Consider the following 15,927-nt stretch of genomic DNA (forward strand, 5'->3'; position numbering starts at 1 on the left):
TGGCAGGAGCTGCTGGGCGTGGAGCGGGTGAGCCGGCACGACAACTTCTTTGCCCTGGGCGGTCACTCGCTGTTGGCGGTGCGGCTGATCGAGCGGATGCGCCAGGCGGAGCTGCAGGCGGACGTGCAGGTGCTGTTCAAGCATCCAAGTCTCGCTGAACTGGCCAAGAACGTCTCTTTGGCTCAGAAGGTTTCAAGCCATCAGGCTTTGGCATTACGCACAACGGGTTTCCGCAAGCCCCTGTTTATTGTCCATGACGGTCTGGGGCTTGACTCCTATATCTCCGGGCTTGCCGATCATATTGACAGCGATACGCCGATCTACGGTTTGTCTGCAATTCCTGCAGATGAGCCTCAGCCGCCAACACTCCAGGAACAGGCATGTCGCCACGTGAAGATGATACGTGATGTCCAGCCGGAAGGCCCCTATCGAATTGCAGGTTGGTGTGCCGGCGGTTTCTTTGCATACGAAATTGCCGTCCAGTTGCTGGGCCAGGACCAACAGGTGGAGTTTGTCGGGCTGTTTGATTCCTACGCGCCCGAGACTCGGAACCTGAGGGAAGACTGGACGGTGAATACGTTCTTATTGGAGTTCTGTAATGAACTTGGCCGCACGAAGGGCTTGGCCGAATCCTGTGCGAGCATGGCGAATGAGCTTGGTTTCTTTGATCTTCTTGAAAGGTTCAGGGAGATGCGTGCGCTTCCCGAAAAGCTAGAATCCCTGAAGGATGAACAAATATGGCAGCTTTCCAATCGATGTGTCGTGATCTCGAAAGCGATTAGTGCCTATTCACGCTTTCCTGTTCCCATGCCCATACATCTCTTCATTGCCGAGGAAAAGGCGCCAGGCGGAATTGAAACCGATGATGCCATGGGGTGGACGTCGACCATGCCATCCCATTTGATTCGCAAGGTAAAAGTGCCGGGGAATCACGAAACCATGGTTAAAGGGCATGCTCCCACCCTGGGCAGCGCCATCAATCAGGCTCTCAGTGAGGTAGAAGCCACGGATTTCCCAAAACAGGAAGCCGCTTACCGGCCGTTGGTCAGCCTGCAAACAGGGCGGGTGAATGAGGTTCCTGTTGTGTGCCTTCCAGGCGCGGGCGACAGCGTGATCAGTATGATGGGGCTTGTCGACGCCATCGGCACTGATCGACCTGCTTATGGCCTGCAGCCGCGTGGTTTGGAAGGTAACGGTACCGTTCCACACAGCACTGTCGAGGCTGCGGCAGCCTGTTACCTGGATGCGATTGCGGATATCGTTGCGCGGGGGCCGGTCCACTTGATCGGGCATTCCTTCGGTGGCTGGGTGGCCTTTGAAATGGCCCTCAGGTTGCAGATGGCCGGACGGTCCGTTGCCTCGCTGATGCTCATTGATTCTCATCCCCCGCTGCCGCCATCGCCCTATACGAGTGATGATGTCCTGACCGAATTACTTGATGCCCTGGAGCTTTCGTCGGGTCAGTGCCTGGCGTCAGCAAAAAGCCTTCTTCGTGGCAAGAGCGACAAGGAACAGCTGGAAATTCTGTGTCAAGCAATGGTCGATACGAGCCAGGTCCCCGCCAGCGCGAGCCCAGAAATGTTCCAGGGCGTTTTGCGCACTTTCGCCGCAGGGCTTCGCACCAGCTACCGTCCTTCTCATTCGTACGAACACCCGCTGCATATGGTGCTTTGCCCGGATCCTCGCAAAGACGGCCCGTCGAATGAACAGACTTTCGCGAAACACATTGAATCCTGGCGTGAGTTTGCGCCCGAATTGAAGTGCCAGGAGGTGCGAGGCAATCATTTCACCATTTTGAGACCGCCCTATGTCGCTGATCTCTCTAAATGGTGGAAGGCAAACTGTCTTTTGTAACGCATCTCGCAGTAATGACTGATGCATCTCTCTTCATTGGAAACGACGTTGTGTACCTGGAGGTAGGAATGTATACCAAAATGCTAAAAGCCAAGATCCACCGCGCGACGGTAACTCAGGTCGAGCTGGATTACGAAGGGTCCTGCGGGATTGATCGCAATCTGCTGGAAAAGTCCGGTATTCGTCCGAATGAACAGATCGACGTTTACAATATAACCAACGGCAAACGTCTCACGACCTACGCTATCGTTGCGCCGGCGGGCAGCGGCATGATCTCTCTCAATGGCGCCGCTGCCCACTATGCCAAGCCCGGCCACTTGGTCATTGTCTGTGCCTATGGTCTGTACGCCGAATCTGAACTGGACGCGTATGAGCCGGTGATCGTACATGTGGACCCCCAGAATCGGGTCCGCGAAGTTCGGCCGGAATACCTGTGAGTTGCGGTTGTTGTCCTTTTTCCACGGGTATATCAACGCCACAGTCGGATGGCGAACAATCCTTCATACAGTGTGTGCAAGCATGAGGAGAAGATAATGAGTAAGCTCGTCGACAAGCTGTTGATCGGAGCCCATCCCGTGATTCTGGAGCGCATAACGAATGCGCAGGAATTGAAGGAAGGAATTGATGTTGGGATGGTTCATATCCGATTCCCGAATACGCGTGGTGGGACCGTACTTGGTATCCCGGTCAACAGCGATGAGCTGGAGACCGACAGTGTGGATTTCGAGAAAGGGAACGGGACTCTGAAGCTTACCGGAGACATTGTTCTCGACTATGTGGCTTTGCGGTGTACTGCCAAGATCGACCTGAACTCGTTGCAGGCGGAAGTGTCGTTGGAAAAGAAATCACCGATGACCGTGTAATCCGGGCCTGTGGCCAGGTATGGGACTTCGTTGAAATTTATGCCGATAGCACAACGCAAGACAAGTTGGTTCGCCGGCAGATCGGCTGGCTTCAGAGGAGTAGATATGGAACCCAAGCGTTCTTATCGGGACTTGTGGCAACTAATCCGAACAGCAAAGCCGTCTGCAAGGATGCTGTTGCTGGGCGCCACGCTTTCGATTGCCGGAGGGCTCGGAATGCTTGCGTACCCCCTTGTTACCAAGCATCTTATTGATGCATTGAACGGAGGCGGCATTGGTGTCGATCTAACGGATACGATTGCGGTCCTTGTCCTGGTTGTAGTGGGGGCCTCCGTGGTTCGGGCGGCTGGGGAGTATGTGCTATCGCGGATCGGTTACCAAATCGTTGCGGAGCTGCGTCATGCATTAACTGGGAAGATTTTGGCGCTTCCAGTGTCTTCATTTGACGAAGAGGAAACCGGTGACCGGGTCAGTCGCGTTATCGGTGATTGTCAAACCATATCGGGTCTTGCCACCGGGCAGTTCGTAGGCGTGATCCGTAGTGCAATTGTGCTTATCGGGTCGATTGTAGTACTCGCCCTGCTCGACTTGAAGTTGACGATGATCATGCTGACGACGACTTTGTTGGCCTTCCTTATCATCTTGTCAATCGTGGTCAAACTGGAACCACTGGCGAAAAGCGTGCAGGGCCAGACGGCGAAGTTGAGCAGCATACTCACACAGATTTTTTCCGAGATCCGTCTTGTCAAGGCGTTCACGGCGGAACACAAAGAAAAGGCACGTTGCAAAGAAGTGATTGATTCGCTGACGGTTTTCGGATGTCGCAACATGAGGATCATCTCATCCTTGGAGCCGATAAGGGACATGGCATTGATCGGTTGTGTACTGATCATTCTGATCTACGGTGGCACCAGGATCGGCCAGAGCGATCTGAGCGTCGGGACCTTGACGGCCTTTATCTTGTATATCTTCAATATTGTCACCCCGCTAGGGCAACTGAGCAATTTTGCGGCGGAGCTTCAGCGGGCCAAGGGCGCATCTCGACGAATCGCCGAGATTCTTCGAGAGCAGAATGAGTATGACGTTTCAGGCCGAAATGAACGGCCGGCTTCAGACATTCTCGAATTTCGGGACGTTTGCTTTTCCTACAAGGGGGGCAGGGCACCCGTTCTCCGGGGAGTGGATTTGCGTATCGAGCCTGGTACAACGACGGCTCTTGTTGGCAGGACGGGGAGCGGGAAAACCACGATCCTTTCCTTGATCGAGCGTTTTTACGTACCTGTGAAGGGGGAGATCACATTCGGCGGAAAACCGATCACGGATATCGATCTTATGACGTGGCGCAAGAGTATCGGATATGTTTCGCAAGCGGCATCCGTGATACCCGGTAGCGTTCGGGACAACATCACTTACGGCCTTTCCAGGCGCGTTTCCGAGAAAGAATTGAGAAGCGCCGCGGAGAAGGCCGGCGCATTGTCATTCATTCTGGATCTTCCCCAGGGATTCGATTCCATGCTGATCGAGCAGGGAAATAATTTATCTGGCGGGCAACGTCAGAGGATCGCCATCGCGCGGGTGTTCCTTCGTAATCCCGATTTTCTCATTCTGGATGAGGCGACTTCCAGTCTGGACGGGGAAACAGAACACGTCGTCAGGACTGCGCTCAAGAGTCTGATGGAGGGGCGGACCAATATTGTGGTCGCTCACCGGCTGTATACAATCACGCAAGCGGATCGGATCTATTATCTTGAGGACGGTGAAGTCGCCGGTGCCGGTACTCATAAAGAACTGCTGTGCTCTCAGCCGGGGTATGCATCCTTGGTGGAGCATCAGTTCCAGCAGGTTCGGGAAAAGGAATCTGCGTAGAAGATAAAAATTGCCGTTATTTGGGAAACGATTATGACTAATAAGATTGTAAGGGTGATCGATCTTGTTCCGGGCAAGGTCGAAACCGTGCGTAGCATTGACGCAAACTCTCTGAATGCCCAACAATTCTGGACCGAATTTGTTCTCACCCATACCCCGGTTATCATTAAAGGCGCTATTAGCGACTGGCCGGCAGTGGAAAAATGGAAGATGGCCGGCTATCTCGAATCCCGCGTGGATGATGAGAAGGTGAATATGTCCAGAACCTTCAATGCACTCCCCATGGATATCTATTATGACACCGCTCTATATGAGCAAAGGCTGGCCGATTGTCTGAGGGAATTGTATAGCGCAGATGACGATATGACGTTATCTATCCCTGCTACTCAGATTCCTGAGCAATGGGAAGAAGATATTGGCGACTACTCATTCATAAGTAAGGCGTTTGAGGAGCGTCCTCTTTTTTATGTAGGGAAGCGAGTCTTCATCTATAAGAATGCATCGACCGATTGGCATTTTCATCCAACCGATGAAACGATTACGAGCCAAATCGTAGGATCGAAGAAGGTATCGCTGTTTCGCCTCAATAAAGGCGATTGGCGAGGATTTTCCCGCCCTATCTCGTCGAATCTTCACCACATGTCTTGCGGGAGGGAGTTTTTCCCAAAAGATCGCCAGATTACGAAATATGAAGGTATTATCGAGGCTGGTGACTCCATCTACATCCCGCCGTTTTGGTGGCATGGGATTGACCCAGTCAACGCTGAGCCCGGGGTCACCTATGCCCATTGTTTCAGAACACCGATTACCCGCTTCGGCGATTGGAATGAGCCGATCATCAAGGGGGCGATAAAGACCGTCATGCTTCAGGCCCCGATGGTTCTGATCCCACTGCTGGCGCGTGTTGCGTACAGCACGTACCGGCGTAAGAAAGCCAACGAAAAATGGTGGCCCATATAACCATCGCCGAGAAAGCATATTTTGTTACAAATTCATGTCATGGCATGTATTTTATTATTGAAAATTACCATTGGCGGGAAGTTTTTAATATTTTTTGAATGGGCAACCAAATGAACCTGCTTGATTCATTTGGTTGATTTACAATAGGCATTAACCTGCGTTACCTAAATAACTTTTAGAAGGGGCCTGTGTATGAATAATGCGCCTATATTAGATGCAGCTGAAACCCTGACCGGGAAATCGCAATTTGTCGGAGCGATGGATGCGCCGAAAATTACCTTCCCTGGACCTCTTGATGAGGAGCGTGGTGTCTAGGGCTTTGGGCTGAAAAATATAACTCCAAAGCCGTTTATGGCCATCATTTAAAACGGCATCTAATCGGCAGAGTAGATGGTGAAAAGAAGAGCTATTCTTTTTGCGGACGGCTCCGGTTTTATTTCTACAACAGTTCGATTCCTGGTATCCAAAATCAATTGCGCAAGAACAAGTCCTCGGCATCTTTGATAATAATGCAGGCTTGTTGGTAAGAGTCTGTTCCGTTAATGCTCCCTAAATCCGTGTAATGCTGTTTGCCATCGGAAAAGCATGTTATTGGAATAAGATAGATTAGCTCCGACTTGTTAAGCGGAGCGCGTACCTGTTGGCTCGTTTTCGCCTGAAATCTCTAGATTCATGCTTAACGTCATTGGAGCAAACAATCATGGGGAGGCGTATATGGGTTGCAGAGGTTTTTTTTCATCAAATGCATTTAACTCTCACCAACAGTCAAATATGCAAATAAATACTACACATCAACCATTACAAAAAACCATAAGGGCGCGCGAACCTAAAACACAATAAGATCTAAATCGAAATCTGGCTGAGTTTAGTGACGAAAGTGAAGCTCGTCAGTGTTCCAGTAAACCCACCGAAAAAATGGGAGTGCCCATTTAACCCGGTTGAAACAAATCGAGGAGACAACGATGGATATTAAGAAGGGATCGGTATTGATAACAGGGGCCTCTTCAGGTTTCGGGTTGGCAACAGCTAAAAGGTTTTTGAGCGAAGGTATACGAGTAATAGCTATAGCTAGGCGAATGGAGAGATTAAATGAATTGAAAGAAGAGCACGGAGACCAGGTTTTAGTTGGAACAGTTGACGTTAGGAATAAGGATGAAGTTGAAGGATTCCTGTCAAAATTAGAAGAACCATTTTCAAATATTGACTGCCTAATTAACAATGCTGGGCTTTCGCTTGGTTTCGGTCCAGCTCAATCAAACTCGCTAGATGACTGGGAGCAAATAATAGATACAAACATAAAAGGGTTATTGTATTGTACGCATGCGGTACTTCCTTCGATGATAAAAAAAGATCGAGGGCAGATAATTAACATTGGTTCTATTGCAGCGTATTATCCATATGTCGGTGGGAATGTATATGCAGCGTCAAAAGCCTTCGTTAATAGTTTTTCCCTAAACCTGAAATCCGATCTCACTGGCACGGGTGTAAGGGTTTGCTGCGTGGCTCCTGGCATGTCAAAAACGGAGTTTGCCTTAGTGCGATTCAAAGGAGATCAAAGTAAAGCAAACGCTTTGTATAGTGGGAAAGAGTATCTTAGACCTGAAGACGTGGCCGAAAGTGTTTATTGGTGTTACGCAGCTCCAGCTCATGTCAATATTAACGTACTTGAAGTGATCCCAACTAGACAGCATTTTTCACTTGGATTTCCCACTGTGACAGGATAGTTGTCGTGTCAATTGATTCAATCAATTTTGAGCGGTGGGCGAAAGTGCGGGCTGTGTGGCGCGTTATTCGAGAGCACCGGGATGGCAGATGAGAGCGCCGATGAACTGTCGTGTGTCGGAGTTGGTTGAGGTGACCGACATTACGGATGCGACCCCGTAACTTGGCGCAAACAGGCCAGAACCGCGGGAGCCGTATGGGAAGCAGGCCGATCAGTGGTCGAGCCAAGACAAGTTTCGCGTGGTATTGGAAAACGCCGGACTCAATGAGTCTGAGCTAGCGGAATACTGCCGGCGCAAAGGTCCGTATGTCGAGCAGATCAAGGCGTGGCGCAGTGGCTGCGAGCAGGCTAACCGCGCGGCCAAAGCCGTCAAGACCCGAGCTGAGCGGGAAGAGGAAAGGGCGGCCAGGCAGCGGATCAGGCAGTTAGAACGCGAGTTGCGCCACAAAGATGTGGTCCTGGCGGAGACCGCCTGCTATGTTGCCTGGATATACGGACCGCTGATCGCTTTAGCGTAATTCCTAACTTCATGTTCAGGTTTGTTCCAAAATGGTCGATAAAGCCCTATCTCTCAAGAGCGCGCCTGCCGGCGAGCAGGAATTGCGCTACGGGTGGGAAGCCAAGGCCCAGGTTCTGATTTGACTTAAATCGTCAGCCCCATCAGTAACACCAGTTCCGATAGAATCACGCTGGCGCCCAGTGCGTCACCGGTGTAGCCGCCCAGTTGTGTCTTCAGGTAGCGCCCCCATACCAGCGCGACGCCGGCGGTTGCCAGCAGACTGGTCAGCAGCAACCCATCCGCCTGGAGCGCGCCACCCGCGACGATCAGCAGCGTCACCGCGAACGCAAAGCCCAGACGTTTGGCCGGAAAGCCCGACGCGACCGGTTTGGTCTTGCTGTGCTCGGAGAGCGTCACATAAGGCAGGTAGTGCATCATCAGCAGGGGCGTAAACCGTGAGATGGCGGGCGCCAGCATCAGGGCCAGCCAAACCGGTTGGGCATCCAGCAGCAGGGCCGCTTTGAGCGCGAGGGTCATGGTGAGGGCGACCGCCCCGTAGGTGCCAATTCGGCTGTCCTTCATGATGCGCAGCCGATCTTCCACCGTATAACCGCCCCCAAGGGCATCGACGCTGTCCGCCAGGCCGTCTTCATGGAAAGCGCCGGTCAGCCACAGGTGCAGGCCCATCACCAGCAACACGCTGACCAGCGGGCTGAACATCGCGCCCAGGGCGGTGTAAACGGACGCGTAGATCCCGCCAAGCAGCAGGCCCACCAGCGGGAAGTACATGCTGCTGTTGTTCATCCGTTGCTGTGAGTAGTCGATCCGGACCGGCAATGGAATCCGTGTGAGGAAACTCACGGCCAGCCAGAAGGTCTGCCATTCCTGGGTCAATCGGGATGTCGTTGTGCTCACGGGTCACTCATTTTCCGGCCAAAGGCGCATTCTAAAGGGAAACGATTGAATTGACAGGGGCAGGGCTGTCGACGTGTTAATCTATGCGGCCCCGCAGCCTCGGTGAGAGGCGAAACGGAAGAACCGATTGTTGGAGAACCGGTGGATGGCCGAAAAGATACTGGTGCTGGGCGGTATTCGCTCAGGCAAGACGGCGTTGGCGGAACAGGTGGCGGGTGAATCCGGTGCCGCCGTGACCTATGTGGCGACCGCTACGGCCGGAGACGACGAAATGGCCCGCCGGATCAGGCGGCATCAGTCTTTGCGTCCCGATGAGTGGGGACTGGTCGAGGAGCCGGTATCACTGGGTCGTGTGCTGGACTCTCAGCCGACCGGCGTCTGTCTGTTGGTGGACTGCATGAGCCTTTGGCTGAGTAACCTGCTGCAGTCCGGAGATCAGACACTGGACATGGAGAAGAATCGCTTTATCGAGGGGCTGGGTGGCTATGCCGGGCCGGTGGTGATCGTCAGCAACGAAGTCGGCCTGGGAACGATCGGCATGGACCCGCTGACGCGGCGCTTCTGTGATGAACTGGGGCTGCTGAACCAGGCGTTGGCCGAGGTCTGCGACCGGGTCCTGATGAGCGTAGCCGGGCTGCCGCTGACCCTGAAAGCACCAGCCTGATCGGGTCCTGGTCAGAGCAGGTGAGGTTCTGTGGTCAGCGGCGTATGGCTTAGCAATGCGCTGAATTCGCCGTACGCGGTCTCATCGACCCGGATCCGGCTGCGGCAGGCGAACGGCACGGCAAAGCCGGAAAAGGACTGGCTCAACGGGATGCCCAGCACGCTTGCCAGGATCATGCGGATGACGCCACCGTGGCAGACCAGGAGCACCCGCTGGCCGGCATAGGATGCTTGTAGCTGCGCCCAGCCCGCCAAAACCCGTTCGGAAAACGCCGTGATCACCTCGCCGCCTGCCGGGGTGTTGGCGACCGGGTCCGCCCAGAAGCGTTGCAGGTGGTCGCCGTACGCCGCTTCAATGTCTGCTGCGGTCCTGCCTTCCCAATCACCGAAGCTGATTTCCCGCAGCTGGTCGATGACGTCAACCTTGATCCCTCGTTCCGCCCCAAGCCATTCCGCAAAGCCCCGGCACCGTCGCAGCGGCGAGGTCACGATCACATCCCAGCGATCATCAGCGGAGACGGCCGAACGCATCTGCTGCCAGCCGGTGTCGCTGAGCGGATCGTCCTTGCTGCCGCGGAACATGGGGCCGCCACTGGGCTCGCCGTGGCGGATCAGGTCGATCAGTGTCGGTTCATCGCGCATCATCCCTTCCCATCGCTGACGCCGGCATCGGCAAAGCTTGCCATCCGGTTGTGCAGGGCACAGGCGGAGCGCAGTAGCGTCACGGCCGTTGCGGCACCGCTTCCTTCACCAAGGCGCATGCCCAGATCGAGCAGCGGCTCGGCTTCCAGGGCGTCCAGCACGCGGCGGTGACCCTGTTCGGCAGAGCGATGGCCAAAATGCAGCCAGGAACGCAGCGTGGGCTGCTGGCGGACCGCGATCAGGGCGCCCGCTGAGGCGATAAAGCCATCCACCAGAACCGGGATGCCCCGGGCGGCGGCCCCTAGATAGGCGCCGGCAATGGCGGCGATTTCGAAGCCGCCCAGGGACTGGAGGACGGCCAGCGGCTCGCGATTTTCTCCGTGGCGATTCAGGGCGCGGCCAACGACCGTCGCTTTGTGCTGGATGGCTTCGGGGGCGAGGCCAGTACCGGCGCCCACCAGGGCTTCCGGAGCTTCGTATAGCAGGGCACAGGCTACGGCAGCGGCCGTGGTCGTGTTGCCAATCCCCATGTCTCCGGCAATCAGCAGGTCGGCACCGGCTTCGGCGGCTCGGGCCGCGGCCCGGTCGCCCGCCGTCAACGCAGCGGCAACCTGGACATCCGTCATGGCCGGTTGAACGGCAATGTTGCCGGTCGCGGGTGCAATCGACGCATCGATCACACCGGGCAGGTCCGCAGGAACATTACCGACTGTACCCAGGTTAACCACTTCCAGCGCGGCACCGAGCTCCCGGGCCAGGACGCTGATGGCCGCACCACCACCGGCAAAATTGGCGATCATCTGGGCCGTAACCGCCTGCGGGAAAGCGGAGACTCCCTCGTCACAAACCCCGTGATCACCGGCAAAGACAGCGATGTGGACGCGGTCGACTGAAGGCACGGCGCGGTGCTGCTGGCCGCACAGGGCAACGGCGGCTTCTTCCAGCCGGCCCAGCGACCCGGGGGGCTTGGTCAGCGAATTCTGTTGTGCCCGGGCGCCTTCGATACAGGCCGGGTCGGGGAGGGGCAGGGGCATTTTCCAGGCTACGGGTAGAGTCATAACAGAGTCCTGCGGGTGAACGGGCGGACGATAGTCGTACGCCGCCGATAGGGTGTCAAGGCGGTGTCGGTCGAGTAGACTGTGCCGCTTGTCTGGAATCATGCCCTGGGTCAATCGCCGGGGCGACTCTCCGAGGATTACACGAAGTGTTTGCATCTGCCGCTGTCTGTGTGGTGGCCGTCCTGATGGATCATTGGCTGGGAGAGCCCCGCCGATGGCATCCTGTGGTGGCCTTTGGCGCGCTGGCGACCTGTGTTGAGCGGGCGCTCAATCGTCCGCCGGGATCGGTTTCCCGCGGTTTCGTCGCGGTTTTGGTGCTGGTCGCGCCGATGACGGCGGTGGCCTGGATGCTTGCCGATGGGCTTCCCGATGCCTTGCGACTGGCGCTGGAAGCCCTGGTGCTATGGCTGGCCATGTCGCTCAGGGGGCTGGCGGAGCACGGGCGAGCGGTTGCCGTGGCACTGGAGCGGGGCGACTTGACTGCGGCCCGGGATGCGGTCGGCCGGATTGTCAGCCGCAACTCCGGAGCACTGGACCAAACCGGCGTGGCGACGGCCGCTACCGAGTCAATGCTTGAAAACGGGGCTGATGCGGTCTTCGCCAGCCTGTTCTGGTATCTGCTTGCGGGCTTGCCGGGTGTCATCCTGCATCGGACGGTCAATACCCTGGATGCCATGTGGGGCTACCGGAATGATCGGTTCGATCGGTTCGGTCGCTTCGCGGCGCGGTTGGACGACGTGATGAACTTTATCCCCGCCCGCCTGACCGCGCTCACGTACACCCTGGCGGGTCAGACGGCGACGGCCTGGCGCTGTTGGCAGGCGCAGGGCCGCCACTGGGAGAGCCCCAATGCGGGCCCCGTAATGGCTGCCGGAGCCGGGGCGCTGGGCGTTTCCCTGGGTGGCGCAGCGCCATACAGTGAGGGGGTGCGGCAGCGCCCCGTGCTGGGCGAGGGGCCGGCGGCGACGGCAGGCTCCATCCGTGCGTCGATCGGCCTGGTTTACCGTGGGGTCGGGCTGTGGCTCGTGGCGGCGGTACTGTTGTCGGCCATTCATTGAAACCGGAAGGAACCATGACATCCCGAAACCGACTGGAACACGGAGGGCGTCTCAACGAGGCGGCGCGTCAGTGGGGCATCCCCAGGGACCAGTGGCTGGACCTGTCCACCGGCATCAATCCGGACGGCTGGCCCATTCCGGCCTTACCGGCGTCGGTCTGGCAGCGTCTGCCCGAGGAGGACGATGGCCTCGAGCCGATCCTGCGCGACTGGACCGGAACGCCGGCGCGCGCCGGGGTGTTGCCGGTACCGGGCTCCCAGGCGGCGATCCAGGGCCTGCCGCGACTGCGGAAAGCCGGTCGGGTTGGTGTGCCGACCCCCGGGTATGAGGAGCACGGTCGTCGCTGGGCCATGGCCGGCCATGACGTCGTACCCATCGATCTGTCCCGCCTGGCGGACGGCCACGATTGGCTGGATTCACTGGATGTGCTGGTCTGGATTCATCCCAATAACCCCACCGGGCTCCGGATCGACCGCGAGCAGCTACTGGACTGGCATCATCGGTTGCAGGCGCGTGGCGGCTGGCTGGTGGTGGACGAAGCCTTTCTGCTGCCGGACGAATCGGCGCAGAGCCTGGCTGCCTTCACCGATCGTGCCGGATTGTTGGTGCTCAAATCCCTGGGCAAGTTTTTCGGCCTTGCCGGGCTGAGGGCCGGCGCCTTGCTGGGCGATGCCGGTATTGTCGATCGACTCGCAGCGGAGATCGGACCCTGGGCGGTCAATGGCCCCGCCAGGGCCATCATGGAAACCGCACTGCAGGACACTCACTGGCAGTGCCGCACCGCGGACCGCCTGCGCCGGGACAGCGCGCGGCTGGCCCGGCTGCTGGCGGATGCCGGGCTGTATCCGCAGGGTGGCACGGCGATGTTCCGTTACGTCGTCACGAAAGAGGCTGATCGGATTGCCGATGAACTGGCAAAGCAGGGCATCTGGGTGCGCCGGTTCGCTCGCCCGCCTGCGTTGCGTTTCGGACTGCCCGCCTGGGAAGGTGAGTGGACTCGACTCGGGGAGGCGCTGTCCGGCATCCGGGTTCCCGTTGGTGAGTCTGCCGACTCCGGCAGCCATCCGTCCTCCGTATTGTAGAAACAGGCCGTAAAGACCATGACCACGTTAATGATCCAGGGCACCACATCGGATGCCGGCAAGAGTACGGTTGTCGCGGCCCTGTGTCGCTGGCTGGCCCGGCAGGGGATTTCGGTGGCGCCCTTCAAGCCCCAGAATATGGCGTTGAACAGCGCGGTGACGGTGGACGGTGGCGAGATCGGCCGATCCACGGCCCTGCAGGCCCTGGCGTGCGGCATTGAACCGCACAGCGACATGAACCCGGTGCTCCTGAAGCCCCAGACGGACAGCGGTGCCCAGGTGATCCTGCGCGGACAGGTCCACGGCAATATGGGTGCGCTCGACTACCACGCCTACAAGGCGGAGGCCGCCCAATCGGTGATGGCGGCCTGGCGGGACCTCTCACAGCGCTATGACGTGATCGTTGCCGAGGGCGCCGGCAGCCCGGCGGAAATCAACCTGCGGGCGAACGATATTGCCAATATGGGGTTTGCCGAGACCGCCGATTGCCCGGTCCTGCTGGTGGGTGATATCGAGCGGGGCGGTGTGTTCGCCCAGTTGGTGGGTACCCTGGAACTGCTTTCGGAAAGCGAGCGGGCGCGGATTGCCGGCTTCGTGATCAACCGTTTCCGGGGGGATGCCGGGCTGCTGGATTCCGGACTGAGCTGGCTCACCGAGCGAACCGGCAAGCCGGTGGTTGGCGTGCTGTCCTACCTCAAGGGCCTGCTGCTGGATGCCGAGGACAGCGTGAACCTGGGCGGTGCCGAGGGCGACGGGAAGCTCCGGGTTATCGTGCCGAGGCTGCCTCGCATCAGTAACCACAACGACTTCGATCCCTTGCGGGCGCATCCGGACGTCGACCTGCGATTTGTAGGCGAGGGTGAAGCGATTCCACCGGGCGACGTTATTGTCCTGCCCGGCAGTAAAAGCACCCGTTCGGATCTGGACTGGCTGCGGGCACAGGGCTGGCCGGCGGCCATCACCCGCCACCTGCGCTACGGCGGCCATCTCTTTGGCATTTGCGGCGGTTTCCAGATGCTGGGGGAGTGGGTGGCCGACCCGGACGGGCTTGAAGGTTCCCCCGGCAACACCGAAGGGCTGGGGCTGCTGGGTATCAACACACGCATGGTTTCGGGCAAGCAACTGCGAAACGTCACCGGCCGCCTGACCCTGGATGTGCAGGATGCCCCGGGCTGGCTGACCGGCTACGAGATCCATAACGGCGTGACTACCGGCCCGGCTCTGGCGACGCCCCTGGCCGATCTCGACGGTCGACCGGATGGCGCCATCAGCGAGGACGGGCAGGTGATGGGCACCTACGTCCACGGCATTTTCGACCGGCCGGAAGCCTGCCAGGCGCTACTGGCGCACTGGGGGCTCCGGAGCGAAGCGGCCATCGACTACGCGCAGCACCGTCTGACACAACTCGACCGGCTCGCCGATCAACTGGAAAAAGAACTGGATACCGGCTTGTTACGCCAACTGCTGAAACTGAAAGAGGGATCGTTTTGATGTCTGCGGATAATGCTTTCAACGATGCTGAGCGACAGGGCCTCTACCGTGCCATTTTCGAGCGCCGGGACGTGCGCTCCCAGTTCCTTCCTGACCCGGTGCCGGCGGCGGTCCTGGGGCGTCTCCTGGAGGCCGCGCACCATGCGCCTTCGGTGGGGTTCATGCAGCCCTGGGACTTCCTGGTGATCGAGAGCCGGGAGGTTCGCCGGCGTGTGCTGGACAATTTCGATCAGGAAAACGAGCGGGCCGCCGGCAACTACACGGGGGAGCGCGAGTCCACTTACCGCAGCCTCAAGCTCCAGGGCATCCTCGACAGCCCCCTGAACCTGTGTATCACGTGTGACCGCAGTCGCGGCGGTCCGACCGTGCTGGGTCGCAACAGCATCGTCGAAACCGACCTGTTCAGCACCTGCCTGGCGGTGCAGAACCTGTGGCTGGCGGCACGCGCCGAAGGCATTGGCGTGGGGTGGGTGAGTATCCTGGACCAGGCGAGCCTTGCGCGTGTGCTGGAGCTGCCGGAAAGCGTCTACCCACTGGCTTACCTGTGCATCGGCTACGTCAGCGAGTTCCTGGACCAGCCGGAGTTGCAGGCCAAAGGCTGGCGTTCGCGGCTGCCGCTGGAGGAACTGGTGCACCATGACCACTGGTCGGGGGAACTGGCGCCGGGGCACCCGTTGGCGGAATGGCTCGCCGAGCGCCCCCGGCGAAAATAATCCCCAAATCACGATGACGCGTTGCGCCCGTCGCAGGACTTGCATTACGATGGGCCACTTGAAGATGGGTGCCTCTCATGGGGAGAGGATAATCGGGAAGTATGGTGCGGCCTCACGGCCAATTCCATCGCTGCCCCCGCATCGGTAATGAAGATGTAGCCTGTAGTAGCCACTGGCACCTGCCGGGAAGGCACAGGCGACGAGACGATCGCTAGGTCGTTTCCTCTTCGAGCCCGAAGACCGGCCCGTCACTTCGATCCATCCATTGACGGTGCGGCGGGCACCGGGGGAGATAACATGTCTGTATTGTCCACGCCTTCCACCGAACGGGCATCCCGTTCCGGTTCCAAAGTTTCCTCGGCCATCCAGCAGGGTGCGGTGGCGCTTTTTGGCGCGCTGATCCTCTACGCTGTGGGCTTCCTGCCGATGAGTGCGGCCCATAATGCGGCGCACGACACCCGGCACACGTTCGTTTTTCCCTGCCACTGAGCACGGATCGTCACTGATATGCGCTGACGTCCGTCGGTCATTGATCGGCTG

At 58.1% G+C, this 15,927-nt stretch carries 16 protein-coding genes and 1 riboswitch; of the genes, 13 read left to right on the forward strand and 3 right to left on the reverse strand.

The annotated features are described in order from the left end of the window. The 7 genes from EZI54_RS18270 to EZI54_RS18300 form a co-directional block, all read left to right on the forward strand. The coding region (locus tag EZI54_RS18270; protein ID WP_131483325.1) for a thioesterase domain-containing protein at positions 1 to 1,854 on the forward strand (1,854 nt) is incomplete at its 5' end. A 68-nt stretch (positions 1,855 to 1,922) separates the two neighbouring features. Then, positions 1,923 to 2,291, forward strand: a complete 369-nt coding sequence (gene panD, locus EZI54_RS18275; RefSeq protein WP_131483326.1) for an aspartate 1-decarboxylase — start codon at positions 1,923 to 1,925, stop codon at positions 2,289 to 2,291. A 96-nt stretch (positions 2,292 to 2,387) separates the two neighbouring features. Beyond that, positions 2,388 to 2,717 (forward strand): MbtH domain protein, encoded by a 330-nt coding sequence (locus EZI54_RS18280; RefSeq protein WP_131483327.1) that lies wholly within the window; start codon positions 2,388 to 2,390, stop codon positions 2,715 to 2,717. A 105-nt stretch (positions 2,718 to 2,822) separates the two neighbouring features. Beyond that, positions 2,823 to 4,583: an ABC transporter ATP-binding protein gene (locus EZI54_RS18285; protein ID WP_165495795.1), complete on the forward strand. Its 1,761-nt coding sequence runs from the start codon at positions 2,823 to 2,825 to the stop codon at positions 4,581 to 4,583. A gap of 33 nt (positions 4,584 to 4,616) precedes the next feature. Continuing rightward, positions 4,617 to 5,543: a cupin-like domain-containing protein gene (locus tag EZI54_RS18290; protein WP_131483329.1), complete on the forward strand. Its 927-nt coding sequence runs from the start codon at positions 4,617 to 4,619 to the stop codon at positions 5,541 to 5,543. Positions 5,544 to 6,505: 962 nt separating this feature from the next. Continuing rightward, positions 6,506 to 7,267 (forward strand): SDR family NAD(P)-dependent oxidoreductase, encoded by a 762-nt coding sequence (locus EZI54_RS18295; RefSeq protein ID WP_131483330.1) that lies wholly within the window; start codon positions 6,506 to 6,508, stop codon positions 7,265 to 7,267. A gap of 238 nt (positions 7,268 to 7,505) precedes the next feature. After that, positions 7,506 to 7,784, forward strand: coding sequence for a hypothetical protein (locus EZI54_RS18300; RefSeq protein ID WP_131483331.1), 279 nt, complete (start codon positions 7,506 to 7,508; stop codon positions 7,782 to 7,784). A 125-nt stretch (positions 7,785 to 7,909) separates the two neighbouring features. On the opposite strand, the gene cobS is transcribed toward EZI54_RS18300, so the two are convergent. Then, the gene (cobS, locus tag EZI54_RS18305) at positions 7,910 to 8,680 is read right to left on the reverse strand and encodes an adenosylcobinamide-GDP ribazoletransferase (RefSeq protein ID WP_131483332.1); all 771 of its coding nucleotides are present in this window, start codon (positions 8,678 to 8,680) and stop codon (positions 7,910 to 7,912) included. A gap of 145 nt (positions 8,681 to 8,825) precedes the next feature. On the opposite strand from cobS, the gene cobU reads away from it, so the two are divergent. After that, on the forward strand, positions 8,826 to 9,344 hold the full coding sequence (gene cobU, locus EZI54_RS18310) for a bifunctional adenosylcobinamide kinase/adenosylcobinamide-phosphate guanylyltransferase (RefSeq protein WP_131483333.1): 519 nt from the start codon (positions 8,826 to 8,828) through the stop codon (positions 9,342 to 9,344). Between the two features lie 11 nt (positions 9,345 to 9,355). On the opposite strand, the gene EZI54_RS18315 is transcribed toward cobU, so the two are convergent. Next, positions 9,356 to 9,985 (reverse strand): histidine phosphatase family protein, encoded by a 630-nt coding sequence (locus EZI54_RS18315; protein WP_131483334.1) that lies wholly within the window; start codon positions 9,983 to 9,985, stop codon positions 9,356 to 9,358. After that, positions 9,985 to 11,043: a nicotinate-nucleotide--dimethylbenzimidazole phosphoribosyltransferase gene (gene cobT / locus EZI54_RS18320; protein ID WP_131483335.1), complete on the reverse strand. Its 1,059-nt coding sequence runs from the start codon at positions 11,041 to 11,043 to the stop codon at positions 9,985 to 9,987. Before cobT ends, EZI54_RS18315 begins: the two co-directional genes overlap by 1 nt. Before the next feature lie 146 nt (positions 11,044 to 11,189). Here cobT and cbiB point away from each other — a divergent pair, with 146 nt between their 5' ends. From cbiB to EZI54_RS18345, 5 genes are all read left to right on the forward strand, one after another. Then, positions 11,190 to 12,101 carry an adenosylcobinamide-phosphate synthase CbiB gene (cbiB, locus tag EZI54_RS18325; protein WP_131483336.1) on the forward strand — a complete coding sequence of 304 codons (912 nt, stop codon included), beginning with the start codon at positions 11,190 to 11,192 and terminating at the stop codon, positions 12,099 to 12,101. Positions 12,102 to 12,115: 14 nt separating this feature from the next. Further along, positions 12,116 to 13,183 carry a threonine-phosphate decarboxylase CobD gene (gene cobD, locus EZI54_RS18330; RefSeq protein ID WP_131483337.1) on the forward strand — a complete coding sequence of 356 codons (1,068 nt, stop codon included), beginning with the start codon at positions 12,116 to 12,118 and terminating at the stop codon, positions 13,181 to 13,183. An 18-nt stretch (positions 13,184 to 13,201) separates the two neighbouring features. Continuing rightward, positions 13,202 to 14,674 (forward strand): cobyric acid synthase, encoded by a 1,473-nt coding sequence (locus EZI54_RS18335; protein WP_131483338.1) that lies wholly within the window; start codon positions 13,202 to 13,204, stop codon positions 14,672 to 14,674. Continuing rightward, positions 14,674 to 15,387: a 5,6-dimethylbenzimidazole synthase gene (bluB, locus tag EZI54_RS18340; RefSeq protein ID WP_131483339.1), complete on the forward strand. Its 714-nt coding sequence runs from the start codon at positions 14,674 to 14,676 to the stop codon at positions 15,385 to 15,387. The genes EZI54_RS18335 and bluB overlap by 1 nt, the downstream gene beginning before the upstream one ends. A gap of 49 nt (positions 15,388 to 15,436) precedes the next feature. Then, positions 15,437 to 15,650, forward strand: a riboswitch (cobalamin riboswitch). 34 nt (positions 15,651 to 15,684) lie between these two features. Then, positions 15,685 to 15,876, forward strand: coding sequence for a CbtB domain-containing protein (locus EZI54_RS18345; RefSeq protein ID WP_131483340.1), 192 nt, complete (start codon positions 15,685 to 15,687; stop codon positions 15,874 to 15,876). The last annotated feature ends 51 nt before the right edge of the window (positions 15,877 to 15,927 follow it).

The sequence above is a fragment of the Marinobacter halodurans genome, assembly GCF_004327985.1.
Taxonomy (GTDB): Bacteria; Pseudomonadota; Gammaproteobacteria; order Pseudomonadales; family Oleiphilaceae; genus Marinobacter_A; species Marinobacter_A halodurans.

What these genes read in the sequence shown, in the direction of transcription:
- panD (WP_131483326.1), top strand. Translation starts at nt 1,923, where the DNA reads ATGTATACCAAAATGCTAAAAGCCAAGATCCACCGCGCGACGGTAACT.
- EZI54_RS18280 (WP_131483327.1), top strand. Translation starts at nt 2,388, where the DNA reads ATGAGTAAGCTCGTCGACAAGCTGTTGATCGGAGCCCATCCCGTGATT.
- EZI54_RS18285 (WP_165495795.1), top strand. Translation starts at nt 2,823, where the DNA reads ATGGAACCCAAGCGTTCTTATCGGGACTTGTGGCAACTAATCCGAACA.
- EZI54_RS18290 (WP_131483329.1), top strand. Translation starts at nt 4,617, where the DNA reads ATGACTAATAAGATTGTAAGGGTGATCGATCTTGTTCCGGGCAAGGTC.
- EZI54_RS18295 (WP_131483330.1), top strand. Translation starts at nt 6,506, where the DNA reads ATGGATATTAAGAAGGGATCGGTATTGATAACAGGGGCCTCTTCAGGT.
- cobU (WP_131483333.1), top strand. Translation starts at nt 8,826, where the DNA reads ATGGCCGAAAAGATACTGGTGCTGGGCGGTATTCGCTCAGGCAAGACG.
- EZI54_RS18315 (WP_131483334.1), bottom strand. Translation starts at nt 9,985, where the DNA reads ATGCGCGATGAACCGACACTGATCGACCTGATCCGCCACGGCGAGCCC.
- cobT (WP_131483335.1), bottom strand. Translation starts at nt 11,043, where the DNA reads ATGACTCTACCCGTAGCCTGGAAAATGCCCCTGCCCCTCCCCGACCCG.
- cobD (WP_131483337.1), top strand. Translation starts at nt 12,116, where the DNA reads ATGACATCCCGAAACCGACTGGAACACGGAGGGCGTCTCAACGAGGCG.
- EZI54_RS18335 (WP_131483338.1), top strand. Translation starts at nt 13,202, where the DNA reads ATGACCACGTTAATGATCCAGGGCACCACATCGGATGCCGGCAAGAGT.
- bluB (WP_131483339.1), top strand. Translation starts at nt 14,674, where the DNA reads ATGTCTGCGGATAATGCTTTCAACGATGCTGAGCGACAGGGCCTCTAC.
- EZI54_RS18345 (WP_131483340.1), top strand. Translation starts at nt 15,685, where the DNA reads ATGTCTGTATTGTCCACGCCTTCCACCGAACGGGCATCCCGTTCCGGT.